The following is a 26,873-nucleotide window of genomic DNA, read 5'->3' as shown; positions in this document are numbered from 1 at the left end:
GTTGAGAGCTAAGGTTAGCGTAAGAAGAAAATTGGGCTAACACCAAAGTTTGATGTTAGCCTTATCTTCTCAATCTGTCTAATAACCTCACTCTTTACGTTTAACTTTAACCGCTACGCGATAGAATGTTTGTCATAACGTGTCATGGTCATTTCGACAAATTTTATACATTACGAGTGAAACTGTATATTCTCTACTAATTCATCGTAAATTTTTAGTGCATCATTTTCTTGTTTTTCTTCCAAAATAGCGTAAAGCTTTCTATACATATCGATAGAATCTCCTGAAACTTTACAAGAAAGCGTTGATACGTAATCATTTACGATCATCCAAATGCGATATAGTAAATAATTATCGACTTGTTCAATAAGTGTTTTAAAGAACGTTTGGTGAAGCATTGGAACTGAGTTTTCATTTCCTTCAAGCACTTGATGTAATTTACTTAGCACTTTAGAAAACATTTCTTTCGGTAAATTACATACAATTCGAATCATATCTTTCTCAAGCAATCGTTTTGTTTGTAATAAATCACGAATTGTTTTCTCATCTTGCAGCAAGAACGGAGCAATCAATTGTACAAGACCGTTATCGTAAAAGTTTCGAATAAACGTCCCTTCACCACGTCTCGTTTCAATTAATCCTACAAGTTCTAAAGCACGCAACGCTTCTCTTACAGAGGAACGTCCTACGTTTAAACGTGAACTTAACTCACGCTCAGACGGCAAACGATCCCCTGCTACCAATCCATCCTCTTCCATAATGGAACGGATTTTTTTTACAATTTCGAGATATACTTTTGTATTTGATGATGTCAATGGAAATTCCTCGCTTATTCTTTACCAATCAGCGCTAATTGTTTTGTTTTCTCAGCAACTTCATTTGGATCTACTTGACGGCGAGCTACCCCTGTCTCCATTGCAGCTTTTGCAACGTAAGCTGCTACTTGAGGCGCTACACGCGCGTCAAACGGTGCTGGAATGATATAGTCTGCATTTAACTCATCTTCTGCTACAAGCTCAGCAATAGCTTGTACAGCTGCCATCTTCATTTCTTCGTTAATTTGTGTCGCATGTACGTCAAGTGCACCGCGGAAAATACCAGGGAACGCTAGTACATTATTTACTTGGTTTGCGAAGTCAGAACGACCCGTTCCAACAACAGCTGCGCCCGCTGCTTTTGCCAATTCTGGCATAATTTCTGGAACTGGATTCGCCATTGCAAAAATAATTGCATCGTCATTCATTGTACGAACCATCTCTTCTGTTAATGCACCTTCTGCAGATACACCAATGAATACGTCCGCACCTTGTACAACATCAGCTAAAGAACCTTCGATACGATTCTTATTTGTATATTTTGCCACTTCATCCTTCACCGGATTCATACCTGTAGGACGACCATCATAGATTGCCCCTTTACGGTCACACATAATAATGTCGCGTACGCCATAGCGATATAAAAGTTTAATAATTGCAATACCTGCTGCACCTGCGCCATTTGCGACAACTTTAATGTCAGACATTTTCTTTCCAACTAGTTTTAGCGCGTTCACAAGACCCGCTACTGTTACGATAGCTGTTCCGTGTTGATCATCATGGAAGATAGGAATATTTGTTTCTTTTTTCAAACGTTCTTCAATAATGAAGCAGTTTGGTGCTGCGATATCCTCTAAGTTAACGCCGCCAAAAGTTGGCTCCATTAATTTTACAGTTTCAACAATTTTATCTACATCGTTTGTATTTAAGGCAATTGGGAATGCATCTACACCAGCAAAGCTCTTGAATAATACAGCTTTACCTTCCATTACTGGAAGAGATGCTTCAGGTCCGATGTTACCAAGACCAAGTACAGCCGTTCCATCTGTCACAACTGCTACCATATTTCCCTTCATCGTATATTCATATACCTTACTTTTATCGTCATAAATTTCTTTACAAGGTTCTGCAACCCCTGGAGAATATGCAAGACTTAAATCTTTTGCATTTTCTACTTTTACTTTTGATACAGTTTCTAATTTTCCTTGATGCACTTTATGCATGTGAAGTGCTTCTTCACGAAGTGTTGACAAACTATCCACTCTCCTCAAATTATTCTTGCTGATATCAATTTCTCCAAGTGGTCTGACCACGAACACTACTACTATAATAATCGAAGTGTAGGGAAATTGTCCATTATATTTTCACAACCACATTTTCTTCCCCGACAATTTCACGAAGTGCTCCTAAACATTCTTCACTTGGATGAATCGATAAACTTCGTGATAATTGTACCATTTTATGTTCCTTTTCATAATAAATTAGTACTTTCGCAAAACCCGAATAGTCAAACAATATTTTAGTAACCTGATTTAAAAGCTTTTTCTCATATTGAGATGGCAATTTCACGTAAACAGACGCATCTTTCTTTTCTTCATACACATCCATTTCTTCTAACGGATATAGTCCATTTACAATCCATTGTAGCTTATGATTTCTAAGCTCAATCATGCCGTCAACTAAAACAATTGCTCCTTCTTGTAACTTATCTGAGAAATGTATATACGTTTCGGGGAAAAGAACTGCTTCCATTTCATCATTTTGATCACAAAATGTAATAAATGCCATCTTTTGCAACTTTTTCGTACGAATCACTCTCACGCTTGTTATGTACACGATAGCTCTTTGTACTTTTTTCTTATGTCGCATCGCCTGAGCGAGAGTTGGAATTTCTAATTCTTTCGCTAACTTCACATACTGCGCTGTCGGATAGCTTGATAAATAAAAACCTAGTACTTCCTTCTCTTTATTTAACTGTTCAATAAAAGAGAGCTCTTCTCCTTGTACGTATTTTGATTTCGGAACAGCATCTCCTAAATCACGTGCAAGATTGGCATACTCTAACGCTCCTTTAAGACTTTTCCATAAATTCGTTCTCGAAACACCGAAATCGTCAAAACACCCAGACCAGACGAACGCCTCTAAATTTCGCTCTGTTACAAACTTTGATGGCATGCGCAGACAAAATTCAAATAAATCTTCAAACATTTTTTTCTCTCGTTCTTCGATTAATGCTGTCACTGTAGCCATTCCGATGTTTCGAATGGAAAGTAAGCTGTAACGTATTGCATTTCCTTCTATTTGGAAATTGTAACCACTTTTCTGAAGAGACGGCGGCAAAACATGAAAACCTTTTCGCTTCGTTTCGCGTATATACTGCACAATCTTATCTTCATTTCCAATTGCACTCGATAATAGTGCCGTCATAAATTCCAGCGTATAATTCGCTTTTAAGTAAGCAAGCTGATATCCAATCATACTGTAGGCTACAGCGTGACTTCGGTTAAATCCGTAATTTGCAAATCTTACAATTAAATCATAAATTTTCTCTGCAGATGTCTCGTCATAACCATTTTGTAAACACCCTTGCACAAAATGCTTACGTTCCTGATCTAAAATATCACGATTTTTTTTACTCACTGCACGGCGTAATAAATCGGCTTCTCCGAGCGAGAAACCCGCCAACTTCGACGCGATTTGCATAATTTGTTCTTGGTATACAATTACACCGTATGTTCTTTCTAAAATCGGCTTTAAGTCCGGATGTAAATATTCAATTTGTCTTTTTCCGTGTTTTGATTCAATAAAGGTTGGAATTTGTTCCATCGGTCCTGGTCTATATAACGAGTTAACAGCAACAATATCTTCAAATTCATTCGGCTTTAACCCGCGAAGTACATTTCGCATACCACCTGATTCAAGCTGGAATACACCTGTTGTATCCCCTCTACCTAACAATTGGAATGTCTTTTCATCTTGAAGTGGTAAATTTCTTATATCAATTTCTTTTCCTGTTTTTTGCACGATAAACTTTATAATATTTTCAAGTAACGTTAAATTACGTAATCCTAAAAAGTCCATCTTGAGCAACCCAAGTTCTTCTAATGCATCAGCTGGGTATTGCGTAACATACACATCGTTATGCCCTTCTTGAATTGCAACACTTCCGGTTAATGGCTCTTGGCTCATAATAACGCCAGCTGCATGAATAGACGTATGACGCGGTAAGCCTTCTACACGTTTTGCAATTTCAAACACACGTTCATGCAAAAGGTTTCCTTGTATAAACTCACGGAGTGATTGCGATTCCTCATATGCATCTTTTAACGTTATACCAAGCTTTGATGGGATAAGTTTTGAGAATATGTCGATATCTCGCGGCGGAAGACCCATTACACGCGCAATATCTCTAATTGCCGCTTTCGCTGCCAGCGTCCCAAACGTTACAATTTGCGCAACACGAAGCTGACCATATTTATCCTTCACATATCGAATCATCTCATCACGTCTTATATCCGGAAAATCAATATCAATATCTGGAAGTGTCACACGCTCTGGGTTTAAAAACCTTTCAAATAATAGATCGTATTCAATTGGATCAATATCTGTAATTTCTAATACGTAAGAAACGAGTGAGCCAGCCGCTGATCCACGACCTGGTCCTGTTAAAATATGATTTTCATGCGCGTACTTCATAAAATCCCAGACAATGAGGAAATAATCACTAAATCCCATGCTAGAAATCACGTTTAATTCATGATTCAAACGCTTTATATGTACTTCTTTCGGCGTACCATAACGTTTTTGTAATCCTTCTTCACAAACGCGGCGCAAATACATATCATTCGTCTCGTTAGATGGAACAGGGAATTTCGGTAATTGATTTACATGAAACGGTATTTCTACTCTACAACGTTCTGCAATTTCTACTGTGTTATAAATCGCTTCTTCTACGTGAGAAAATAGGGCTTCCATTTCATCTGATGATTTTAAATAATATTGATCTGTTTTCAGCCTCGGCCTATCAGGATCCGTCATTTTCGTTCCACTTTCAACAGATAATAAACATTCATGAACAAGTGCGTCACTTTGATTGATGTAGCGTACATCGTTCGTCGCTACAACCGGAATATTTATCCTATTCATAAATGCAGGTAATTTTTCTTGCAGAAGCAGTTCATCTTGAATCGCATGATGCTGTAAACTCATATAAAAACTGCCGAACATATTTTGATACATACGAGCTACTTCTTCAGCTTGACTCTCTTTGTCTTCTAATAATAATTGTTCGATTTCCCCATCTTTACCTGGTGAAATAGCAATTAATCCTTTCGCATAATGTGCAAGCCATTTCTTAGGAATACCTTCTTTTGACTTCGTCATAATGCTACTAGAAATCTTTAATAAATTTTGATAACCTATTTCATTTTCAGCAAGTAAGACAAGCGGATAAGACTTTTCTTCTTCTTCACTAAAAATAGAAGCTGTTAAGCCGATAATAGGATGTATACCATGTTTCTTACATGCTTTATAAAACGGAATAACGCCATACATAACATTTTCATCCGTAATAGCTAGTGATGAATAACCGAGCTCTTTCGCCCTAACTACAAGTTCATCAATTTTACAAGCACTTTTTAATAAACTAAAAACGGTTTGACATTGTAAATGCACAAACTTCACTGTTGTACCCTCTCTTTACCTATTTGACTACTTTTATTATAGGTGAAGAGGAAAGAGGAAATCAAAACATACTTCTTATACTTTGTCCATATATATGAAGAAGAAAGGGGAATGACGATGGATGTAAGAGAACACACTTTTTTCTCTCTGCTTATTATTAGTTATTTTATTGCCTTTGGGGTTATACTTGGTGGTTCATTAATTGGTGGATTTGGTGCATTTCTTATCGGAAAACCAACCCTCACTTACATTAATCAATTCGCTCAAAATTTAAGAATTTGGGCACTCGTTGCAGCGATCGGCGGAACATTTGATACTTTTTATAGTTTTGAAAGAAGTTTCTTTGGCGGGGATATGAAAGATATCGTAAAACAAATTCTCCTTATTTTTTTCGCAACAGGTGGTATGCAAACTGGTCTTATTATTATTAAATGGCTAACGCAGGAGCATGTATGAGAGTACCAAGTGCCAATACAGCAAAAAGATGGTATTTAGTTTTAGCTGGGGCTGCTGTTGGGGGTGTATTGAGCTGGTTTATTTTTTTGTACATATACGGTGTTTTTCAAGAAGAACAAGCTAGTAAAATAGCAGAACAAAGAGAAATTATAGAAAAACAAGAAGCAAAACTCCACGTCCTTCTCGAAGATCAAGAAAAATTAAATACTGAAAATAAACGGCTCTTAACCATTCAAGAGATTAAAATAAAACTTATAAATCGAGAAAAATACGATTTAGACAACCTTACAATTGAAAACATGACTACTTCTATCCATAATGACCTCCAGCATCTTTTAACGAAAAACATACAAAGTATCGCAAAAAATAAAGACCTACTCAAAAAGGTAATCGAAAACAAAACGTACAAACATTACGATCGGCTATACCGGTTTAAAGTCGATACAATATCCTTTGATACCGTGCTGGAAATTAGCATTACGATAGAGAAAGAAAAATAAAGAAGGAGGGCTTTAGCACCACTCCTTCTTTTCGTTCTAACATATAATTTCTTATTTACAAATCTCACGTAAATCAGCAAATAGACGATCCGCTTCCTCCCAAGAAGATGCTTTTGCACCAGAAGCCATCGGATGCCCTCCGCCGTTATATTGCATTGCTAATTTATTTATAACTGGTCCTTTTGAACGAAGGCGAACACGAATCACATCGTCTTCCTCTAAAAATAGAACCCATGCCTTTAATCCATCAATATTACCAAGTGCTCCAACAACGCCGGATGCCTCAGAAGGAAGTACATCAAATTCTTCTAATACTTCTTTCGTTAATTTAATGTAAGCTGCTCCTTCTTCTACCATCGTAAAGTTTTGTAAAATATAACCGTTTAAACGAGCGATTTTTTCTTTTGTCTTATACATTTCATTGTATAAATCTGTGAATTTCACACCCATGTCAACAAGCTCACTTACGTAACGAAGTGTTTTTGCTGTTGTATTCGGGAATAAGAAACGACCTGTATCCCCAACAATACCCGCTAAAATAAGACGAGCTGCTTCTTTTGTTATTTTTAATCCTTTATCTTTTCCATAATTATAAAACTCATAAATCATTTCACTTGTAGAACTTGCTGTCGTATCTACCCACGTAATGTCTCCGTATGGATCTTCATTTGGATGATGATCAATTTTGATTAACATCTTCCCTTTTGTATAGCGTTGATCGTCAACACGTTCTTGGTTTGCTGTATCACAAACGATAACGAGCGCATTTTCGTATACACTATCTTCAATATCATCCATTACTCGTAAATATGCTAATGACGGTTCATTGTACCCAACCGTATAAATATTTTTCTTTGGAAACGATTCTTGTAGAATTGTACTAAGACCGCCCTGTGAACCTAACGCATCTGGATCCGGACGCACATGACGATGAATAATAATTGTATCAAACTCTTTAATTGCTCCTAAAATTTGCTCATGCATATGTATAATCTCCTTTTTATTCAACTTCTTCACTTTAACGTGCAGTAAAAGCCCAATGAATGTGGGCTAATCATTAGCGCGGAAACATCCCCACACTAATGAAAATCTCACTTTATCCTCCATTATAACGGAAAGTATTTCATACATGCGAACAATTGCTTTATAATAAAAATTAGAAAGTTTAGATATTTCTTTTTTCTCTACTATCTTTTCATAAAGCGATGGGAGTGTGCATGATGCCAGTATTAGTCTTCTGTATTATCGTCTCATTTATGTTGTACCTCTTCTACAAAACAAAATACTTTCGTACAAACCGCCCAATGGAGAAAGGTTGGCTCTCAGGAAAATCCGCAATGGCACTCGGTTCATTCGTCTTATTCTTCGGGATAAACCAATTCTTTTTAGAACTTTCAACCGCTCGTATTATCGTTGGTATCTTATTCGTTCTATTTGGCAGTGCAAGTGCCTTTAATGGATTTCGCCAATACAAACATTTCTTACCATTAGCAGTTGAAGAAGCCGAAGTCTATGAAGCAACGTAAAAAAGCATCAACATTGTGATGCTTTTTTACGTCCTCTAACTTTCAAAATCATATATGCGACAAACGCAGATGGTATATTAAATGGGTTGCCTTGCACATGAAGATGTAATTGTTCTTCCCCAAAAGACATTTTTTCGTATAGTTCTCGCTGAGATAATCCTGTTTTTTTCTTTTTTTCATGTAAACCTTGTAAGTATAAATATTGAATCGGTATCATTACAAGGAAGTAAAATAGTGCGATACTACCAAAAAAGAGTACTGTTGATGACATCATGCATACCACCTTTCAGAAATCCATTTTCTTACAATTGAATTATAACATAGTCTAGAATCCAAATGAATTAATATTCTGTTTTTTTATCAGACAATTGTCTTACTGTATAACTCCTCTTCCGCATACTGAATATATCGGCGAATGAAATAATCAGGATTCTTTTTAATAGGTTCAATATCAAGTCTTAATGGTATTTTCCCTGCCATATAAAAGATTCTTAAAGCAGTTCCAAGTCGAATGGCTGCTTCCGAAATATTTCCCCCATATCCCATCATGAAGTTCCCCCATGCCTCTTCTAACTGTCCAGAAGCAATTAAATGCAATCTAGGAACACCAATATCAAACTCTTTATACCCAAATCCACATTCATCAAAATCGAGTAAATACCAATCCTCTTTGTCTACAAGAATATTTCCAAAATGCATATCTCCGTGAACAAATTGTTTTTCTCCCAATTGAATTGAGTTTGTAAGTGCTTGTATTCTTTCTGCAATTCTCAAGCATTTATTTTTATCCTCATAAGATAAAAAAGAAGCATGTAATAAACATTGTAAAGGCTCATGAATCATCTTTTTCTCGCTATATATAGGTCTTTCATAACCCCTCCAAGTTTGCGGCACACTTTTAAGTACTCCATTTGCTTTTTCATGAAACATTCGCATGAGTGATCCAAGTTTTTCATAATCTTTATCCTTTGGTTCTATAATTTCACTTCCATTTATAAACCTAAAGACAACAAAATACTGGATACTTCCCTCATCTTTCATAACAGGTGTGATCCAGTCACCATCTTTATTTACAACTACTTCTGGTACTAACATTTGTTTTTGTATCGCTATTAACCAATGTATTTCAGCTTCTATTTGCTCGGCTGTATAACGTCCTTCTCTATACTGCCTAACTACAAATTTATTTTTGTCCGATTCGAACATATATGTTTGATTTTCTCCCCCATGCAACAATGAAACTTTCATAAGACTATTTAAATTATATTGCTTACATAACTGCTCTTTAATGTGAAAATCCATTCTTCTCCCCCCTAGTACATATAGTGCAGCATAGTTTCCCTTTAATAATTAGTAGTGTAAGCTTTTCTATCGACTAACAACCAATTCTCTAACCTGATATAGATTAGCTAAAGTCTCCAACATATACTGCTATTTTTGCACTTCACTACCCAAACTCTTACGCAGCTTAAATAACAGCTTCAAAATCCAATAAAACAAAATAAAGTTAAAGAAAAAGCCTAATGGATTAAAAGATATTTCCCATCCACCATAATAAACAAATGTTTCAGCTGGTACACCAAAGTATAGAAAATCGCCCTTATTTTCTCCAGCTGTAGAGATAAAGGAACAAACAATAGCGAAAATCAAACTTACTACATACAATTTCTTTTTCTTTATATCCATTCTTCGATGTGTTAACACATGAAAAGTTATTGCAAATACTACCCCTAAAAAGAGAATTATTACTCCCATTCGACACCTCCACAATTATTGTTCAAGCATCTTCAAATGATTGCACGCTTCTATTTATAAATATGAAACAGAACGTAATTTACCTTTTTCTTTTGCAATTCAAAACATAATAGATTCAGTTGATAACTAAATTTTAAAAAGCTCTACTATACCTTCTTAAAAAAATGGAACAAACCAAAGCGGCTTGCTCCATCTTTTTATTTATCGATCAATTGCACCATAAGCAATGCTTTCCCAACAACATTACCTTCATGATGTACTTCTACATCAACCTTACCAAATTTACGTCCAATTTCTAATACTTTTGGATGAACCGATACAACATTGTCAATTTGAACTGGTTTTACGAAATAAATTGTTAAGTTCTCAACAATTAAATCGCTCTTCTTTTGCGCACGAATAACGCGATTCGTTGCTTCTGTCACAATCGTTGCGAATACACCGTAAGATAGCGTTCCGATTGAATTCGTCATTTGCGGTGTCACTGAAAATTGATATAGATGCTCATTTTTCGCTTCTTTCGGCGTCATAAATTGATTCGTTACAATATCATCGATTGTTTCACCGACTTGCGGTTGACGCTGAATCATTTGCAACGCCTGAAGTACATCTTGACGGCTAATAATACCTTGCAACTTATTTCCTTCATCAACAACTGGAAGTAACTCAATACCTTCCCACACCATCATACGCGCCGCAGCTGCGACAGACATTTTTCCATTTACCGTAATCGGATGCTTTGTCATCACTTTATCAATTGGTGTTTCTTTCGCTACACCGATCATATCTTTTGAAGTTACAATACCTAACACCTTTTTATTTTCATCAACAATCGGATATCTTCCGTGCATCGTCTCTTCGTTATACGCATGCCATTGCTGCACTGTATCATCTGGCTTTAAATATAACGTTTCTTCGATTGGCGTTAAAATATCTTCAACGAGTACAATTTCTTTCTTAATAAGCTGATCGTAAATCGCACGGTTAATTAACGTTGCAACTGTAAATGTATCGTAACTACTTGAAATAATCGGCAGTTTTAATTCATCTGCTAATTTCTTCACATGATCTTCCGTATCAAATCCGCCCGTAATTAACACCGCAGCTCCGGTTTCTAACGCTAATTGATGTGCGTTCGTACGATTACCGACAATAAGTAAGTTTCCAGCTTCTGTATAGCGCATCATCGCTTCTAATTTCATTGCTCCGATTACGAATTTATTTAACGTTTTATGTAGTCCTTCTCTGCCTCCAAGTACTTGACCATCGACAATGTTAACGACTTCTGCATATGTCAGCTTTTCAATATTTTCTTTCTTCTTTTGTTCAATTCGAATTGTTCCGACACGTTCAATCGTACTAACATACCCTTTATTTTCTGCATCTTTAATTGCACGATAAGCTGTACCTTCACTTACACTCAAATCTTTTGCAATTTGCCTTACAGAAATTTTATGCCCTACTGGCAGGCTATTAATATGTTCTAAAATTTGGTTATGCTTGGTAGCCAAATGGTTTCACCATACTTTCTTTTCCCTAAATTCTTCATGTGTTGTATTTTCAGTATACTATATTTTCAAAACTGTTACACTCTCTCTTTGTATATCTGTACTATTTTTTTTATAACAAAATACACCTTACATTACACCACTTCTTCTATTACAACAATGTAATGGTATTGTCATCTCGTTCGATAGTTTGTCCAGCCACTTCCATATACAATGAAGACAAGAAATGAAACAAAGGAGCGGATACATGATGAAAAAATTATTAGAAGTTGTAGGTGCTGTATTGTTAGCTTTCGTAGACGGGAAAAAAGTTGCAATGGAATTGAATGAAACACCTGAACAGCCACTTCCAAAAAGAAAAGAATCATCAAAACAAGTACAACCTTTACAAGCTGTCCTACACACGTAAAAAACCCTTCACTTGTCTTTTCAAATGAAGGGTTTCTTTTCTATAGTGTAATACTTTCTCCAGCTTCTAATACTTTCCCTGTACAATTTTGTAGCTTTTCTACAAATTGATATGGATCTTGTTCAATAACCGGGAACGTATTGTAATGCATCGGTACAACAGTTTTCGCCTGAACCCATTTTGCTGCTAAAACAGCATCTTCTGGTCCCATTGTGAAATTATCACCAATTGGTAAAAATGCTACATCAATGTTATTTAATTCCCCAATTAATTTCATATCAGAGAATAGAGCTGTATCCCCTGCATGGTACAAAGTCTTCTCTTCTGCTGTAAATAAAATACCCGCTGGCATACCTGTATATGTAATCGTCTTATTTTCTTCATCAATATAACTAGAGCCGTGGAATGCTTGTGTAAACTTCACTTTTCCGAAGTCAAATTCATGTGAACCACCAATATGCATCGGATGCGTTTTTACACCTTGCCAACTTAAAAATGTCGCTAGTTCAAACGGTGCCACTACAACTGCATTATTTTTCTTCGCAAGTTCTACTGTATCTCCAACATGATCACCATGACCGTGTGATAAAAGAATCGCATCTACTTTTACATCTTCAGCCTTTAAATCTGTTTTTGGATTTCCTGTTAAAAACGGATCAATTAAAATTACTTTTCCATTCGTTTCAATCTTTACAACTGAATGCCCGTGATAAGATACTTTCATTATTACATTCCTCCCCTTATTACATTCTCACTTTTTATTCTACATGATTTTTCAATTCCCTGTCTTTTCTAACATCGATTTACTTGTCATAACGCTTTCTTCCGAGTTAAAGTTATATTTGTAATTAAATATCTCGGGGGTGCCAATCGATGAATGCTAGATTAGAAAATTTAATGCAATGGCTAAAAGAAAAAAACGTTGAAGCTGCGTTCTTAACTTCTACACCGAACGTCTTCTACATGACAAACTTCCACTGTGAACCACACGAAAGACTTCTTGGTATGTTTGTATTCCAAGAAAAAGAACCTATTTTAATTTGCCCTAAAATGGAAGAAGGCCAAGCACGTAACGCTGGCTGGGCACATGAAATTATCGGATTTACTGATACTGACAGACCATGGGATATGATTGCAAAAGCAATTAAAGACCGCGGTATCAATGCAAATGCAGTTGCAATTGAAAAAGAACATTTAAACGTAGAGCGCTACGAAGAATTAACAAAATTATTCCCAAATGCAGCTTTCACGTCAGCTGAGGAAAAAGTTCGTGAACTTCGTTTAATTAAAGACGAAAAAGAACTTTCTATTTTACGCGAAGCAGCTAAAATGGCAGACTATGCTGTTGAGGTTGGTGTAAATGCAATTAAAGAAGATCGTAGCGAACTAGAAGTATTAGCAATTATTGAACACGAATTAAAAACAAAAGGCATACATAAAATGTCATTTGATACGATGGTATTAGCAGGTGCAAACTCTGCTCTTCCACACGGTATTCCAGGTGCAAACAAAATGAAACGCGGCGATTTCGTACTATTTGATTTAGGCGTAATCATTGACGGTTATTGCTCTGACATTACACGTACAGTAGCATTCGGCGACATTTCTGAAGAGCAAACTCGTATTTACAACACTGTACTTGCTGGACAACTACAAGCAGTTGAAGCATGTAAACCAGGTGTTACACTTGGTGCAATCGACAACGCTGCTCGTTCTGTTATCGCAGATGCAGGTTACGGCGACTTCTTCCCGCACCGCCTTGGTCACGGACTAGGAATTAGCGTACACGAATATCCAGATGTAAAAGCTGGTAACGAATCTCCATTAAAAGAAGGTATGGTCTTCACAATCGAGCCAGGTATTTACGTACCAAACGTAGGTGGCGTTCGTATTGAAGATGATATTTATATCACAAAAGACGGATCAGAAATTTTAACGAAATTCCCGAAAGAATTACAATTTGTAAAATAATAAAAAAGGCAGCGTGAGTGCTGCCTTTTTTATTTCTCTACTATTTCAAACTTCTCTACAATCATTTTTGCGGGATAGCTTTCAAGCATTTGAGAAGACCATACTTTTATTTTATCCCCTATTTTTAATTGATCATATGCATCTTTATCCTTAAAAATTAGGACTATATCTGATGGATAATCTTGATTCATTTTTTGTTCTATATAATTTTGCAACTCTATTTTTGTCTTAAATGTTTTATCACCGACAAAAAACACCGTGTCATTTCTTAATATAATATATCCTTCTTTAGTTATTGCTTTTACCGCTACTTGTTTTGTAGTACACGCTGATATTACGAGTAGAAATGCACTTAAAAATATATACATAGAAATTTTCATATGCCTATTCATTCCTAACCCCTTATCCTACACTATTTCTGCTTTAACACCATCTTCTCTTCATACTTATCATCCCATTTAATCACAATCTCTATCGGTTCATCTTTAGATAGAGGCGCACAACTTACACAAGAAGACTTCATTTCAATCTTTGCTCCTTTATGATTTTCTGACGTTTGTGTCATTGTGCTAAAGGCTCCATTAATAGCAATCTCTAAATTTTTAAATTCTGTATTTCCATCTCCGCCCTTATACTGAAATGTAAACATTCCATCTTCACTGTCATCCTTAATATGGCCTTTATATTGTCCCGTCCAACTTTTGCTCTCGCTAGAAAAAGTAACATACCAAATCGAGCAGCTTCCTAAAAAGAAAATACTAATGAAAAAGAATAATGCTCTCTTCATCATGCCCCTCCATTCAAATGCACTTATTTATTGTCTATTTCTTCCTTCTATTATACTATTAAAATACAGAATTTTCTAAAATAGGAGGTTTATATGTTACAACAACAGTTAGAAGAAATTCGTAATAATAATTACATGCTGGATAACAAAGTTAACATTGATTCTTTAAGTTCCAATATGCTTGAACATATCGGTGTTACTGATAGCTATTTAAGAGACAAACTTATTTACTCTACTTTTTATCATCTCATCAAAAAGGAATACCTTTCACACACGCAATTACAGAAACTACTATTAGAAAGCATCAGTGAAAAATATTTATTGTATAAGATTCATTCGGCTGATGAAGATGCGGTATTTACGCGAGCATTTACAACATTATTAATTGCCCTCATTATTGATGCTGATACAAATCATAATTTCTTATCACGGACTGATATTTCAAATGTAAAAGATCAACTAATTCTATATATGAACAACGAACATGATTTCCGGGGATATGTGCAAGACCACGGCTGGGCACATAGTATCGCTCATGCTTCCGATACATTTGAAGCGCTTGTTCGTAGTCCTAAACTGGAAACTTTATATTACGAAGAAATATTACAAACTTTATTAAACAAAGTCTGTGTCCATTCTATTTACTACAAATATGAAGAAGACGAGCGTCTCGTTTATCCGATTGTGGCAATGCTACAAAATGGTCTAAAGGAAGAAGTACTCCTATTAGCCCTTCATGACTTAGTAGCTCAATTACCCGTCAAAAAACAAACATTACATATTGAATCGTACGAGTACTTATACGGAAATGTAAAATCTTTCTTACGTAGTTTGTTTTTCCGACTACGCACACTGTCTATATGTGAAGAAACCGAATGCAAAATTGAAAAATTGCTACAAGAACTTCCAAAATATTATTAAAAAAAGAAGGCCACTTAAAAAGTACCTTCTTCTATTTCACTAATATTTAATTGAAATTTCACGATCCAAACTGAGAAAAGGTGGACAAGAAGCGCAAACGCCATACATGCTCCGCTTAAAAAAGTTAGTATAGGATGCGAATACACGTGCCCTAATCCATAAGATATTGCCACGAAAAACATTGTTATGTAAATATAAATCGCTCCATGTATTTGCCTCATATAAAACCTCCTTTCCCCATATTATAACATAAATTTTCTGATTATTCACATTAATAGACTGTAATTAATATTTCTCAACTGTTACACCTCTAACAGCAGCCTTAATATATGGTGCTCCTTGTAAACTTTGTAAATCCTCTGTTTTACCTGTTACAATTACACCTTATATTGGTAGGTCTTTTGGTTTTCTGTTTTTTATTTCTTTATAGTTTATCCTAAAAGATTCTTAATATCCCACTTTTATTTTCACTTAAAGATATCCAAATACAGCTTTTCTACATTTTTATCATAATAAAAAGCACATCTATTTTGATGCGCCCTTCACATATACTTTAGTAACATATAAATCATTTTTTGAAACAAAAACTCTCACTCAGATGACCATTTTACGGTTATAAAATACCAATCTATTATTTCATCGCATCCTTCACAACATCTTGAATCATAACGACTTCTGTTTTCATATCAACAGAGGAGACTTCCTCATCAATACATTCATACCAAAATTCCAAATGCTTTTTATCAATTTCATGATGAGAATTTTCGACAAGAGCCCCGCCTTCTCCTTGCACAGAATACCAATATAAGTACTCTTCTCCATCTCTTATTTCCCGGAAAATTGTCTCAACGTACATCTTTTCGTCGTTTAATGTCAAAAGTACTTCTTTCATATTGTCATTCAGAAGCTGCATCCATTCATCTACACGATGACTTTTACCAGGCTTTACTTTAAATCTCGTTAATTCCACATTCATTTTTTATTCCCCCGTTTTCTTCCGTACAAATAATCTATATTCTATTGGATTATGAAAACTTAATTTGCTAGCTAATTTTCGCGAAGAAATATTGTCTACATAACAATCCCAGCACGGTGTAATATCATTTTGTATGCAATGTTCAATGAACCGTGTTGCAACAGCTTGGGCTAATCCTTTCCCTTGATATGCTTTATGCGTCACAATATCAATTTCAGCGAATCCATTCCCACTAAATATTGAAACACATTCCGCTACAATCATTCCCTCTTGTTCTATACAAAATCCAAAACCACCGTTTAAAAATGTTTCTTTTGATCCCCAATATTCTTTGTAATACTCCTCTGTAAATTCACTGCTTCGTTCTATATCTCTTCTATCAATACGCTTCACTTCATATGTATTTTTGTTACAATCTCGTTTTCTCCCTTCAAAGGTTACACTTTGAAATTTCATTCGCGGAATGTTTCGAAGTACATGACTAAAACGCTCTTCTATCATCATTTCCCACTCGTCACTCGAAGTGAACAATGTAAATCTCTTCTCTGTTTTTTCAATAGACGTTTTTATATACGAAAATAAATCTTCGTTATAATTTTGATCATCCGTATGACCAAATACATAATAAATGCCATTCGCTGTACGAATGAGTCCTGCTGTTAACTTCTCGTTTACAAAAACCTCACCATCTATCATTTGATCACATACCGCATAAGCAAACGTCGTCGTTTTTGTATGACTTTCTAAAATCGGAAGGATTTTTCTATACTCGGCTACAGATAATTTTTTCATAATTGCTCCACTTTAATCGTATCCGCCTCTATATGTTCAAAACAAAGATTTACCGTTCTCTTTAATGCTCTCGTTCTATGAATCGTACATGCCGGAATTAAAATAGAATCATTCGGCTTTAATACCGCTGTTTCTCCATCTTCAAAATCAATAAGTAATTCTCCCTCTAACACAATAAATAATTCATCCGAATTAGAATGATAGTGCCAATCATATTCACCAGTAAATACAGCGATTCGTAAGCAATGACTATTCACATTTGAAACAACGAAGTTTTTATGTTGATCTTGAATGTCTTTTGTTAATTCTAATAAATTCACAGTCTCCATATTTCGTCCCACCCTTTCATTAATCGTTCTTCTGAAAAAACTAATTTAATCTCCACCGCCTCCGCAATCTCCTCCGCCATCACTTGAGCTACTACAATCACTGCTACTGTAGTCACCGAATCCACTTGATGAACTTGAGGCGTATGAAGATTTTTTGCTCATTTTTCTTTGCTTATCTTTCTTACTTTCATGACTAGGCCATACTTTATTAAATAATATAAAGAATAAGATTCCTTCTACCATAACAAGTGTAACGCCAAAAATACCTTCAATAAAATTAGGGGTGATCCCCAAACTTTTAACCATTCCGCATAAAAACACACAAAAAATTACGTACAAGAACATACAAATATACCGAAATGTTTTCTCTATCATAATGACTATTTTTTTAGAAAAAGGTATGTTCTGTTCCTGTTTTTTCTTTATATACTTTTGTCTCTTCGCTTGCTTTTTCTTCCTCTTTTTGCTCCCCACCCAATCCCCTCTTTTGACTTTTATTTTTCATTTAATTCCAAATTATCACAAAAAACAACATTATAACAAGCTATATTTCACGTAAAGTTTTGTTTACTTTTTGTAAAGCTTTATTTACTTATTACCTAAAAATGGATATAATAAATGTAACAAATTTATAAAAAGGAGACTTTGTATATTTGATTAAAAATAAGGTAAAACAATTCCGCGTCGTTAGAGACATCACCCAAGAACAATTAGCTTCCTCTGTTCAAATCACTAGACAATCCCTCATCGCTATCGAAAAAAACAAATACAACCCAAGTTTAGAATTAGCATTGAAATTATGTGAGTTTTTCAACTGTAAAGTAGAAGATTTATTTCAATTAGATAAAACTGGGGAGGAAAAAGAATGAAAAATACTTCTAATCAAAAGTTCATTTCACATCTTACTCTTTTATTGTTAGGATCATCATTACTTTATTTCAATAGTAACGACGAAGAAAAGATTAGTTCTGTCCTTCTATTCGTTGGTGTATACATACTCTTAGATTTAATACTATTAGTAGTGAAAAAAATATTCTTTAAGAAAAAAAAGAGCGTTTCCGAGAAATATCCATTACCTGAGATGGATGAAAGAATCGAGAAGATGAGTTTAAAGCTTATGGCACAAATTTTCGGTCTCTCTCATTTAGTCGGCTCTGTGATACTATTTATTTTATATATCACTGACAAAAACTCGATGATACGAGTTGAGTATGCCTTATATTACTTGTTCGGCATTCTTTTCTTTACAATGATGTTCGGATTGAAAATTGTAAAGAAACTAGATAATTAACCCAAATAAAAAGCCCCTCCTTACGAAAGGAGGGGCTTACATGTATTTCTATTATGATAAAGCAGGAGCTTTTTCAAGAAGCTCTTTCGCATCAGCGTATTGTAAACCGTGAGCTTCTGCAACTGCTTCGAATGTTACGTATCCATCTAATGTGTTAATACCTTTTAGTAATGCAGTGTTGCCTAAGCAAGCATCTTTGTAGCCTTTGTTCGCAATTTGTACTGCATATGGTACTGTTACATTTGTTAATGCAAGAGTTGATGTACGTGGAACCGCACCTGGCATATTAGCAACTGCATAATGAACAACACCATGTTTTTCGTAAGTTGGGTTGTCATGAGTTGTAATACGGTCAGTTGTTTCAAAAATACCACCTTGGTCAATCGCGATATCTACAACGACAGAACCTGGTTCCATTGATTGAATCATTTCTTCTGTTACAAGTTTTGGCGCTTTTGCACCTGGAATTAATACTGCACCAATAACAAGATCAGATTCTTTTACAGCTTCTGCGATGTTGTATGGATTAGACATTAACGTTTTTACTTGGTTACCGAAAATGTCATCTAGTTGACGAAGACGTTCTGCACTTAAGTCGATGATTGTTACATCTGCACCTAAACCTACTGCAATCTTCGCTGCGTTTGTACCAGCTTGACCACCGCCGATAATTGTTACTTTGCCGCGTTTTACCCCTGGAACGCCTGCAAGTAAAATACCTTTACCACCCTTGTTTTTCTCAAGGAATTGTGCACCGATTTGTGCAGACATACGACCTGCTACTTCACTCATAGGTGCAAGTAATGGTAATGAACGATTGTCTAATTGTACTGTTTCGTATGCAATTGATACAACTTTGTTATCAATTAATGCTTTCGTTAATTCTGGTTCTGGAGCTAAGTGTAAGTATGTGAATAAAATTAAACCTTCACGGAAATAACCGTATTCACTTGCTACTGGCTCTTTTACCTTCATAACCATATCTTGATTCCATGCTTCTTCAGCAGTTTCAACAAGTTTCGCACCAGCTTGTACGTATTCTTCATCCGTAAAGCCAGATCCTAAACCTGCTCCTTTTTGAACAAAAACTTCATGACCATTTTGTACTAAATGTACTGCTCCCGCTGGCGTCATTGCCACGCGGTTTTCATTGTTTTTAATTTCTGTTGGAATACCGATACGCATTATTAGTTCCCCCTTGAGTTATGAAATGACCCCTGAATCATTTTTTAAAGCGCTTTCTACGCTCTTATATTTTAACATAATATCTCAATATTTGACAAAAAATAATACAAGTTTTCCGATAGATTTAATTTTATATTAAAGGACAGTATTATCCGCACCTCTTTGCATAAAGGATAAACTGTCCAATTATTCGAAACTTCTCTTTATTTTTCTCTATCGATGTCTATGAATAACATCAACTGCACCAGTCACTTCAATAATTGTACCGGTAATCATATCGGAATCGTCCTCACATAAAAACGAAATCGTTCTTGCAATATCTTCACCTGTTCCAGATCTACCAACTGGTGTGTTACGTTCTTTCAACTGACGTGCTTCTTGAATCGTCGCTTCTTTCATTTCACCAATAATATCACCAGGACATACCATGTTTGCAGTAATACCATATTCAGCTTCTTCGTAAGCCACTGTTTTCGTTAATGAAACAAGTCCTACTTTCGCTGCGGCAAAAGCTGAACGATAAATCCATCCCGGTGCGCTATCCGCCCCTTGAAATCCGTAATTAATAATACGGCCAAAGTTCTGTTTTCTCATAATCGGAACGACAAGTTTCAACAAATGAAACACCGCTGTTAAATTACCCTGAATCATTTCATTCCATTCATCTTCTTCATAATCGACTAACTTTTTTCGTTCAAATACATATGGACCAGCATTATTAATTAAGAAATCGATTTTGCCAAAACGGCTTATCGCTTCTTCTACTATTTTATGTAAATCTTCCTTTTTCGTGACATCCGCTTGCACGAATTGTAGACGCTCTTCCATATTTTTATATGTTTCTTTCATCTTTTCCATAGCCGTGATATCGCTATGATATGTTACTGTTACTGAATAGCCTTTAGCCAATAATTTTTCTGTTACTTGCTTTCCTAAACCTTTCGTACCGGCTGTAATGAGCGCGTGTCTCACAAAACGGCCCCCTTTTAAATTGCTATAGTTCATATGTAACAAGTTCTCGCACCAATTACAACTAAAATGAATCAAAACAGAGTTTTCGAAATTCTGTAACGTTTCTGGCAAGCACATTACCAAAATTTGTTTTATAATAAAGTTGTAAACGGTAATAAAAATGATTGGGAGGAATTTACTATGAATAATACATATACAAATATTTTAATCGCGGTGGATGGTTCTAAAGAAGCAGAAAAAGCCTTTAAAAAAGCAATTCAAGTCGCAAAACGCAACAATGCAACATTAACTATTGCTCATATCGTTGATGTAAAAGCATACTCAGCAGTAGAAGCTTATAGCCGTGCAATTGCTGAACGTGCAAATCTATTTGCAGAAGACTTATTAGAAGACTACAAAAAAACTGCGCTTGAAGCTGGCCTTGAAAAAATTGAAACTGTATTAGAATTTGGTAATCCTAAATCAAAAATTTCAAAAGAAATCGCTCCAAATCATAAAGTAGATTTAATTATGTGTGGTGCAACTGGTTTAAATGCTGTTGAGCGTTTCCTAATTGGTAGCGTCTCTGAACATATTATTCGCTATGCGAAATGCGATGTCCTTGTTGTTCGTGGTGATGAGGAGCAAGGTGAGCTTTAATTTATAAAAATAAATAGGGTAAATAAGAGGCTTCTCTTATTTACCCTATTTTCATTTATACTTTTGGAATTCTGTAATCTGGATTATGCTGTTCCCAGCCACCTTGTGTATGTACACTCGTATCGCCATCACCATCTACCCATATTGTTCTCCCGTCAGGTAAAACTCTTTCATGGGGTGTTACATGATGCGTATTCGGGTTTTCCTCCGCTGTATATTCTGCATCCATTACTTCTGGAGCTGATGCTTGTGCTACACTATCACCTTCTACTCCGTCGGCGATTCCATCCACACCATCAACTATATCAATAACTCCAACTGAGAAGACGCCTACAGCTGCAACTTTAGCTAATTCTTTCCCTGCTTCTATTGCTTTATCAGTATCTCCTTCTCTTATTGCTTGTACAGTTTCAACTCCCTTTTCCGAAACATGTACAATCCCTTTTCCAATTGTCGTTGCTGTATCTTGAACTGTTCCAAGTATTTCTTCGTATCCTCGCTTCGCTTGCTGTTTATCATCTGTAATAAGACCACCTATAGCATCATACGTCCCATCAGCAAGATTCCCAACGATTTCCCCAGTTTTCACAGTAGCTTTATTAACACCTTTTCCAACATCCTTTATGAAATTACTGTTCGTAACTTCTCCTACTGCTTCTATCGCACCGCCCACTACTTCGGCTGTAACTTTAGCGGCTGCTTTAGTTACTAATTTAATTAAACTCATACCGCATCTCCTTTTTAATATCATTATATAAAACTATTGCGATTATAATTATATAGCTGTAGTCTATATAACTACAACTTATTTCACATACTTTACTATAAACACAAAACAAACCACAACAACAATAACGATCGCCAACACATAAGGCGGAAGAAACTTCAAAGACCATAATGCCATCATAATCGTAGCTACTGTTAAATAAGATTGCCTTGCATCTTCTGTCATTTTTTTACGAAGGCAGAATACATACAAATAACCGATTGGCGGCGTAATAAAGCAAAGAACATATATAATTTTAGATTTCAAATACCATTTTTGTTCCCCAAGTTTCTGTATATCTTCTTCTATTCTCTTATGCTCTTGTTCTCTCGCTTCTTCTACAAGCGGATCTTCCTCTTCTCCTCGCTTTTCTTTCATATAAGGAAGAAAATGCATGAAAAAATAGTATGCAAATACGAACGCTCCAAATCCAATATTTAATCTTTCTATTGGAATATGCTCACTAAAAAAGACAGCAGTAAACACTAAAGACAAACAGTACGTCATCATCCAAAATGAACGTTTTCTCTTTTTTCGTTCCATTTCTTTTTTATCTTGTACATGTTTTCTTTTCGAAAGCCATATCGAAATACAGCAGTCTACTACAAATAGAATAAAGATAAATATCCCGATATGTACTGTTTCTACATCCTCAAATGAAAAGATATTTGGGAATGCAACGTGCAATACAATTAGCGTATACAAAATTAACCCTATAAAATAAATACGTCTCATTTTCCATCCCTTTCTTATTTCCTAACATTAGGTTAACATACATTTTTTAGAAATAGATGGACAAAATATATATGTTTAAAAAAGGAGGGTGCCACATGGATGATTCTGAACGTATTATTTTAGATGTGAATGGGAAAGAAATCGAAATGTTAGATACAATTCGCGCACATTTTAGAGAAACGCATGGAATTGAGCTAAGTAATGGTGCATTACTGCGAGATTTAATGGATATTGAGTATATTCGAATTACGGAAGATCGACATAAGTATGATTAAAAGAAAACGACTGCAGGCGAATGCCATCAGTCGTTTTTCTTTCTTTATTTAAGCTCTTGATGCTTCCCGCCCATACCACCTGGCTCATTGCTATCTTGGTGTACAGTTACTTTATTGGTTTTCGCATCTTTCAAAACTCTATATGTATATGATTCGTTTGGTTCATCTTTAAACTGTACATTCATACCGTAAGAACCGATTTTACTATAAAAGGCCGGTTTTATGTACGAAATATCACTTTCTTTATATCCTTTTTCTTGCAAGTGCCACATCGTTGCAAGAATCGCTTCCTCTCGCTTTACTTGTTCACCAACAAAGATATATTTGTCTAGGAGAAACACTTTAACATTTGCACTTAAGCTAATTAACAGTAAAACGATAAATATTATTTTTTTCATAGACTTCCCCTAAATTATTCTTTTTTACTATATCATAACTTAAATACTAGTAAAAAAGAAAGTACGCCAGACTTTAACAGACTGGCGTACTTTTTAACTCAATTCTTGATAACTTCTTTCGTTAATCCCTTCGCCTTCTCCAAAGCCTTTTCAATCTGTTCAAATCCTGTTCCCCCAGCACTGTTACGACGCTTTACAGCTGCATATGGTGACAGCACTTCATACAAATCTTCTTCAAATAACGAGCTCATTTCTTTATACGTTTCAAGTGGTACATCTACTAAATAAATTCCTTTTTGTGTACAGTGCAGCACTAGCTTTCCAACAATTTCATGAGCTTGACGGAATGGTAGTCCTTTGTTTGCTAAGTAGTCAGCAATTTCTGTTGCGTTAGAGAAATCTTGCGTTACAGCTTGCCCCATTTTTTCTTTGTTTACAGTCATTGTCTCTAACATGCCTGCCATAATATTAAGGCATCCTTCTACTGTTTTTACTGTATCAAACATTCCTTCTTTATCTTCTTGCAAGTCTTTATTGTAAGCGAGCGGCAATCCTTTCATTACTGTAAGTAAGCTAAATAAATTACCGTACACTCTGCCTGTTTTACCACGAATAAGTTCCGCCATATCTGGATTTTTCTTTTGCGGCATAATGCTGCTTCCCGTTGCGTATTGATCGCTCATTTCAATAAATTGAAACTCTTGGCTACTCCATAAAATAAGTTCTTCGCAAAAGCGTGATAAGTGCATCATAAGCATAGATGAGTTACTGAGGAACTCCAATATGAAATCGCGATCGCTTACTGCATCTAAACTATTTTCATAGATTCCATTAAATCCAAGAAGCCCCGCACTATATTCTCGGTCAATCGGGAATGTTGTCCCAGCTAACGCTCCTGCTCCTAATGGTGAAATGTTAATACGCTTTAATGAATCTTCATAACGATTCACATCACGCTCTAACATCCAAAAATAAGCGAGAATATGATGCGCAAATGAAATTGGCTGGGCACGCTGCAAGTGCGTATAACCAGGCATAATCGTCTCAATATTATTTTCTGCTTGATGAACAAGAACCGTCTGCAATTGTTTTGTAGCTTTTATAATATGCTCTACTTTTTCATTTAAATATAAGTGCATATCTGTCGCTACTTGATCGTTACGACTTCGGCCAGTATGAAGTTTCCCGCCTACTTCACCGATTTTTTCAATTAACATCTTTTCGATATTTAAATGAATGTCTTCCGCTTCAACGGAAAAATGCAATTTATTTTGTTTCGCTTCTTCTAATAAATATTGAAGACCTATCTTTATTTTCTCTGCTTCTTCTTTCGTAACGATGCCTTGCTTTGCTAGCATCGTTACGTGCGCAATACTCCCGTTTATATCTTGATTTACTAATTGTTGATCGAAGGAGATGGATGCCCCGAACTCTTCAACCCACGCTTCCGCTTCTTCTGTAAAACGTCCGCCCCAAAGTTTGCTCACGCTTCCACCTTCTTTTGATTCACTTGGCTGTATACTTTCGTCGGTAAACCGAATAATGAAATGAATCCAACTGCTGCATCATGATTAAATTCATCCTGAGCAGTATACGTTGCTAATTTTTCATCGTATAAAGAGTACTCAGATTTACGTCCTTCTACAATTGCATGACCTTTAAATAATTTCACACGCACCATGCCTGTTACATTCTTTTGCGTTTCTTGTAAGAAAGCATGAAGCGCTTGTTTTAAAGGCGAGAACCATAAACCGTTATAAATAAGCTCTGTTATTTTTTGCTCAATCATCGGTTTAAAATGTGCTACTTCTTTTACGAGTGTTAAATCTTCAAGTTCTTTATGCGCCGTAATTAATGTCATTGCTGCTGGGCATTCGTATACTTCACGCGATTTAATACCGACAAGACGATTTTCTACGTGATCGATACGTCCAACGCCATGTTTTCCAGCAAGTGCATTTAACGTTTTAATAAGTTCTGAAAGTGGGTATGCAGTACCATTTAAAGTCGTCGGTACGCCTGCTTCAAAGCCGATTTCTACAAACTCTGGTTTATTCGGTGTATCTTCTAATGCTAATGTCATCTCATATGCATCTTCTGGCGGTGCTGCCCATGGATCTTCTAAAATGCCACATTCATTACTGCGTCCCCATAAGTTTTGATCGATTGAAAATGGGCTGTCTAAATTAATCGGAATTGGTACATCGTTTTCTTTTGCATAGGCAATTTCTTCTTCACGTGACCATTTCCATTCACGTACAGGCGCAATCACTTCTAAGTAAGGATTTAACGCTTGAATAGAAACTTCAAAACGAACTTGATCATTCCCTTTCCCTGTACATCCGTGTGCCACTGCAGTCGCTCCTTCTTGTTCTGCAATCTCTACTAATTTCTTTGCGATAAGTGGACGAGATAACGCCGAAACGAGAGGATATTTCCCTTCATATAACGTGTGTGCTTGCATCGCCATCAATGCATATTCGTTTGCAAATTCTTCTTGAACATCAATCATATATGATTTAATTGCACCTACTGAAAGTGCCTTTTCTTTTACAAATGCTAAGTCTTTACCTTCCCCTAAGTCTAAACAAAGCGCAATAATATCATAATTCTTCTCTTGTAACCATTTAATTGCAACGGAAGTATCAAGGCCTCCAGAATATGCTAATACAACTTTTTTCTTCTCCATTTTGCATCCCCCTAAAGAATAAATATTCATTTTCTTTTATAATAATTCACACTTTAACACCTTTTACAAAATGTATCAAGAGTCATTTTCAAATTTTTTCAAACAATTTTGTCGAACTTCTTTCTGTTTTTTTGTACAATATAAGCAGGAAAACGGGGGTGAACTTATGGAAAAGTATTTCTTATACGATGAACATCTCGGAATTGAAATTCCGCATTTACAAGAAGACTGGGAAGATATCCCCGAAAAAATGCAACATGCGATTTTATTAAAATGGGAACAAGTTCGCGGGAAAATTCCTGATCGTATAAAAGAACTGGAACACTATATAAATGCAAAACAACATCATTTAAATAACGAAGAAGACTTCGAAATTTCTTGCAAACTGAATTCAGAAATTGCCGATCTCGCTTCCATCATTAATGACCTTTGGCTTTGGTATCGACTCACTCAAAATGTATCTGAGGGGAAAGCACACCAATAAAAAAAGCATGC

Annotated in this window: 34 protein-coding genes and 1 pseudogene; 11 read left to right on the top strand and 24 right to left on the bottom strand. The window is 35.7% G+C overall.

What is annotated here, in order from left to right; genetic code table 11:
* Positions 1-170: 170 nt before the first annotated feature.
* The 3 genes from QCI47_RS04365 to dnaE form a co-directional block, all read right to left on the bottom strand.
* On the bottom strand, positions 171-815 hold the full coding sequence (locus QCI47_RS04365; protein WP_000204431.1) for a FadR/GntR family transcriptional regulator: 645 nt from the start codon (positions 813-815) through the stop codon (positions 171-173).
* Positions 816-829: 14 nt separating this feature from the next.
* Positions 830-2,038, bottom strand: a complete 1,209-nt coding sequence (gene ystJ / locus QCI47_RS04360; protein WP_001970845.1) for an NADP-dependent malic enzyme — start codon at positions 2,036-2,038, stop codon at positions 830-832.
* 133 nt (positions 2,039-2,171) lie between these two features.
* The gene (dnaE, locus tag QCI47_RS04355) at positions 2,172-5,498 is read right to left on the bottom strand and encodes a DNA polymerase III subunit alpha (protein ID WP_061132068.1); all 3,327 of its coding nucleotides are present in this window, start codon (positions 5,496-5,498) and stop codon (positions 2,172-2,174) included.
* Between the two features lie 42 nt (positions 5,499-5,540).
* On the opposite strand from dnaE, the gene QCI47_RS04350 reads away from it, so the two are divergent.
* Positions 5,541-5,954 (top strand): YtrH family sporulation protein, encoded by a 414-nt coding sequence (locus tag QCI47_RS04350; RefSeq protein WP_001998397.1) that lies wholly within the window; start codon positions 5,541-5,543, stop codon positions 5,952-5,954.
* On the top strand, positions 5,951-6,454 hold the full coding sequence (ytrI, locus tag QCI47_RS04345) for a sporulation membrane protein YtrI (protein WP_001265735.1): 504 nt from the start codon (positions 5,951-5,953) through the stop codon (positions 6,452-6,454). The genes QCI47_RS04350 and ytrI overlap by 4 nt, the downstream gene beginning before the upstream one ends.
* 51 nt (positions 6,455-6,505) lie before the next feature.
* On the opposite strand, the gene QCI47_RS04340 is transcribed toward ytrI, so the two are convergent.
* Entirely contained in the window at positions 6,506-7,438 is a 933-nt protein-coding gene (locus tag QCI47_RS04340) for a DHH family phosphoesterase (protein WP_061132067.1), read from the bottom strand.
* 236 nt (positions 7,439-7,674) lie between these two features.
* Here QCI47_RS04340 and QCI47_RS04335 point away from each other — a divergent pair, with 236 nt between their 5' ends.
* Positions 7,675-7,980: a YtpI family protein gene (locus QCI47_RS04335; protein WP_044790633.1), complete on the top strand. Its 306-nt coding sequence runs from the start codon at positions 7,675-7,677 to the stop codon at positions 7,978-7,980.
* 7 nt (positions 7,981-7,987) lie between these two features.
* Here the strand turns inward: QCI47_RS04335 and QCI47_RS04330 are convergent, their stop codons facing one another.
* From QCI47_RS04330 to QCI47_RS04315, 4 genes are all read right to left on the bottom strand, one after another.
* Positions 7,988-8,251, bottom strand: coding sequence for a DUF3949 domain-containing protein (locus QCI47_RS04330; protein WP_000099739.1), 264 nt, complete (start codon positions 8,249-8,251; stop codon positions 7,988-7,990).
* Positions 8,252-8,340: 89 nt separating this feature from the next.
* A complete protein-coding gene (locus tag QCI47_RS04325; RefSeq protein ID WP_353811705.1) occupies positions 8,341-9,282 on the bottom strand; it encodes a phosphotransferase enzyme family protein in 942 nt (313 codons plus the stop codon).
* Positions 9,283-9,411: 129 nt separating this feature from the next.
* On the bottom strand, positions 9,412-9,735 hold the full coding sequence (locus tag QCI47_RS04320; RefSeq protein WP_000538208.1) for a hypothetical protein: 324 nt from the start codon (positions 9,733-9,735) through the stop codon (positions 9,412-9,414).
* Positions 9,736-9,932: 197 nt separating this feature from the next.
* On the bottom strand, positions 9,933-11,246 hold the full coding sequence (locus tag QCI47_RS04315) for a CBS domain-containing protein (protein ID WP_000201583.1): 1,314 nt from the start codon (positions 11,244-11,246) through the stop codon (positions 9,933-9,935).
* Between the two features lie 247 nt (positions 11,247-11,493).
* Here QCI47_RS04315 and QCI47_RS04310 point away from each other — a divergent pair, with 247 nt between their 5' ends.
* Entirely contained in the window at positions 11,494-11,652 is a 159-nt protein-coding gene (locus QCI47_RS04310; protein ID WP_162200387.1) for a hypothetical protein, read from the top strand.
* 40 nt (positions 11,653-11,692) lie between these two features.
* On the opposite strand, the gene QCI47_RS04305 is transcribed toward QCI47_RS04310, so the two are convergent.
* Positions 11,693-12,376, bottom strand: a complete 684-nt coding sequence (locus QCI47_RS04305) for a metal-dependent hydrolase (protein WP_000868938.1) — start codon at positions 12,374-12,376, stop codon at positions 11,693-11,695.
* Between the two features lie 149 nt (positions 12,377-12,525).
* On the opposite strand from QCI47_RS04305, the gene pepQ reads away from it, so the two are divergent.
* A complete protein-coding gene (gene pepQ / locus QCI47_RS04300; protein WP_000994042.1) occupies positions 12,526-13,623 on the top strand; it encodes a Xaa-Pro dipeptidase in 1,098 nt (365 codons plus the stop codon).
* 29 nt (positions 13,624-13,652) lie between these two features.
* On the opposite strand, the gene QCI47_RS04295 is transcribed toward pepQ, so the two are convergent.
* Both QCI47_RS04295 and QCI47_RS04290 read right to left on the bottom strand, forming a co-directional pair.
* Positions 13,653-14,015: a DUF3221 domain-containing protein gene (locus QCI47_RS04295; RefSeq protein ID WP_061132064.1), complete on the bottom strand. Its 363-nt coding sequence runs from the start codon at positions 14,013-14,015 to the stop codon at positions 13,653-13,655.
* 20 nt (positions 14,016-14,035) lie between these two features.
* A complete protein-coding gene (locus tag QCI47_RS04290) occupies positions 14,036-14,413 on the bottom strand; it encodes a hypothetical protein (protein WP_074543119.1) in 378 nt (125 codons plus the stop codon).
* Positions 14,414-14,503: 90 nt separating this feature from the next.
* On the opposite strand from QCI47_RS04290, the gene QCI47_RS04285 reads away from it, so the two are divergent.
* Positions 14,504-15,331, top strand: coding sequence for a DUF2785 domain-containing protein (locus tag QCI47_RS04285; RefSeq protein ID WP_000941484.1), 828 nt, complete (start codon positions 14,504-14,506; stop codon positions 15,329-15,331).
* Between the two features lie 14 nt (positions 15,332-15,345).
* Here the strand turns inward: QCI47_RS04285 and QCI47_RS04280 are convergent, their stop codons facing one another.
* The 6 genes and pseudogenes from QCI47_RS04280 to QCI47_RS04255 all read right to left on the bottom strand — a co-directional run bounded on the left by QCI47_RS04280 (position 15,346) and on the right by QCI47_RS04255 (position 17,854).
* The gene (locus QCI47_RS04280; protein WP_001248905.1) at positions 15,346-15,552 is read right to left on the bottom strand and encodes a hypothetical protein; all 207 of its coding nucleotides are present in this window, start codon (positions 15,550-15,552) and stop codon (positions 15,346-15,348) included.
* A 64-nt stretch (positions 15,553-15,616) separates the two neighbouring features.
* A pseudogene (locus QCI47_RS04275) lies at positions 15,617-15,809 on the bottom strand (anti sigma factor C-terminal domain-containing protein); the annotation flags it as partial.
* A 153-nt stretch (positions 15,810-15,962) separates the two neighbouring features.
* Positions 15,963-16,307, bottom strand: coding sequence for a DUF6176 family protein (locus tag QCI47_RS04270; RefSeq protein ID WP_061132062.1), 345 nt, complete (start codon positions 16,305-16,307; stop codon positions 15,963-15,965).
* 3 nt (positions 16,308-16,310) lie between these two features.
* Entirely contained in the window at positions 16,311-17,099 is a 789-nt protein-coding gene (locus QCI47_RS04265) for a GNAT family N-acetyltransferase (protein WP_061132061.1), read from the bottom strand.
* Positions 17,096-17,428 (bottom strand): cupin domain-containing protein, encoded by a 333-nt coding sequence (locus tag QCI47_RS04260; RefSeq protein WP_061132060.1) that lies wholly within the window; start codon positions 17,426-17,428, stop codon positions 17,096-17,098. The genes QCI47_RS04265 and QCI47_RS04260 overlap by 4 nt, the downstream gene beginning before the upstream one ends.
* A gap of 45 nt (positions 17,429-17,473) precedes the next feature.
* Positions 17,474-17,854 (bottom strand): hypothetical protein, encoded by a 381-nt coding sequence (locus QCI47_RS04255; protein WP_262726482.1) that lies wholly within the window; start codon positions 17,852-17,854, stop codon positions 17,474-17,476.
* Between the two features lie 227 nt (positions 17,855-18,081).
* Here QCI47_RS04255 and QCI47_RS04250 point away from each other — a divergent pair, with 227 nt between their 5' ends.
* Together QCI47_RS04250 and QCI47_RS04245 are read left to right on the top strand one after the other, a co-directional pair.
* A complete protein-coding gene (locus QCI47_RS04250) occupies positions 18,082-18,297 on the top strand; it encodes a helix-turn-helix transcriptional regulator (RefSeq protein WP_000594567.1) in 216 nt (71 codons plus the stop codon).
* Positions 18,294-18,719 (top strand): hypothetical protein, encoded by a 426-nt coding sequence (locus tag QCI47_RS04245; protein WP_000799452.1) that lies wholly within the window; start codon positions 18,294-18,296, stop codon positions 18,717-18,719. The genes QCI47_RS04250 and QCI47_RS04245 overlap by 4 nt, the downstream gene beginning before the upstream one ends.
* A gap of 51 nt (positions 18,720-18,770) precedes the next feature.
* Here the strand turns inward: QCI47_RS04245 and ald are convergent, their stop codons facing one another.
* Both ald and QCI47_RS04235 read right to left on the bottom strand, forming a co-directional pair.
* Positions 18,771-19,904, bottom strand: coding sequence for an alanine dehydrogenase (gene ald / locus QCI47_RS04240; RefSeq protein ID WP_001219405.1), 1,134 nt, complete (start codon positions 19,902-19,904; stop codon positions 18,771-18,773).
* A 213-nt stretch (positions 19,905-20,117) separates the two neighbouring features.
* The gene (locus QCI47_RS04235) at positions 20,118-20,909 is read right to left on the bottom strand and encodes an SDR family oxidoreductase (RefSeq protein ID WP_025991611.1); all 792 of its coding nucleotides are present in this window, start codon (positions 20,907-20,909) and stop codon (positions 20,118-20,120) included.
* 147 nt (positions 20,910-21,056) lie between these two features.
* Here QCI47_RS04235 and QCI47_RS04230 point away from each other — a divergent pair, with 147 nt between their 5' ends.
* Positions 21,057-21,515: a universal stress protein gene (locus tag QCI47_RS04230; RefSeq protein WP_001066673.1), complete on the top strand. Its 459-nt coding sequence runs from the start codon at positions 21,057-21,059 to the stop codon at positions 21,513-21,515.
* 55 nt (positions 21,516-21,570) lie between these two features.
* Here QCI47_RS04230 and QCI47_RS04225 read toward each other — a convergent pair whose 3' ends face one another.
* Complete coding sequence (locus tag QCI47_RS04225; protein WP_000052602.1) at positions 21,571-22,242, bottom strand: hypothetical protein; 672 nt, start codon at positions 22,240-22,242, stop codon at positions 21,571-21,573.
* Between the two features lie 78 nt (positions 22,243-22,320).
* A complete protein-coding gene (locus QCI47_RS04220) occupies positions 22,321-23,016 on the bottom strand; it encodes a hypothetical protein (protein ID WP_061132058.1) in 696 nt (231 codons plus the stop codon).
* Positions 23,017-23,111: 95 nt separating this feature from the next.
* Here QCI47_RS04220 and QCI47_RS04215 point away from each other — a divergent pair, with 95 nt between their 5' ends.
* A complete protein-coding gene (locus tag QCI47_RS04215) occupies positions 23,112-23,291 on the top strand; it encodes a hypothetical protein (protein WP_000342755.1) in 180 nt (59 codons plus the stop codon).
* Positions 23,292-23,335: 44 nt separating this feature from the next.
* Here the strand turns inward: QCI47_RS04215 and QCI47_RS04210 are convergent, their stop codons facing one another.
* The 3 genes from QCI47_RS04210 to QCI47_RS04200 all read right to left on the bottom strand — a co-directional run bounded on the left by QCI47_RS04210 (position 23,336) and on the right by QCI47_RS04200 (position 26,378).
* The gene (locus tag QCI47_RS04210) at positions 23,336-23,689 is read right to left on the bottom strand and encodes a DUF3139 domain-containing protein (RefSeq protein ID WP_061132057.1); all 354 of its coding nucleotides are present in this window, start codon (positions 23,687-23,689) and stop codon (positions 23,336-23,338) included.
* A gap of 98 nt (positions 23,690-23,787) precedes the next feature.
* On the bottom strand, positions 23,788-25,176 hold the full coding sequence (argH, locus tag QCI47_RS04205; RefSeq protein WP_309422312.1) for an argininosuccinate lyase: 1,389 nt from the start codon (positions 25,174-25,176) through the stop codon (positions 23,788-23,790).
* On the bottom strand, positions 25,173-26,378 hold the full coding sequence (locus QCI47_RS04200; protein WP_000412313.1) for an argininosuccinate synthase: 1,206 nt from the start codon (positions 26,376-26,378) through the stop codon (positions 25,173-25,175). The genes argH and QCI47_RS04200 overlap by 4 nt, the downstream gene beginning before the upstream one ends.
* Before the next feature lie 166 nt (positions 26,379-26,544).
* On the opposite strand from QCI47_RS04200, the gene QCI47_RS04195 reads away from it, so the two are divergent.
* Entirely contained in the window at positions 26,545-26,862 is a 318-nt protein-coding gene (locus tag QCI47_RS04195; RefSeq protein WP_000417212.1) for a hypothetical protein, read from the top strand.
* The last annotated feature ends 11 nt before the right edge of the window (positions 26,863-26,873 follow it).

Source organism: Bacillus cereus group sp. RP29, assembly GCF_040459765.1.
Taxonomy (GTDB): Bacteria; Bacillota; Bacilli; order Bacillales; family Bacillaceae_G; genus Bacillus_A; species Bacillus_A paranthracis.
The sequence above is the reverse complement of the archived record's forward strand: the minus strand, read 5'-3'. Positions and strand labels throughout refer to the sequence as shown.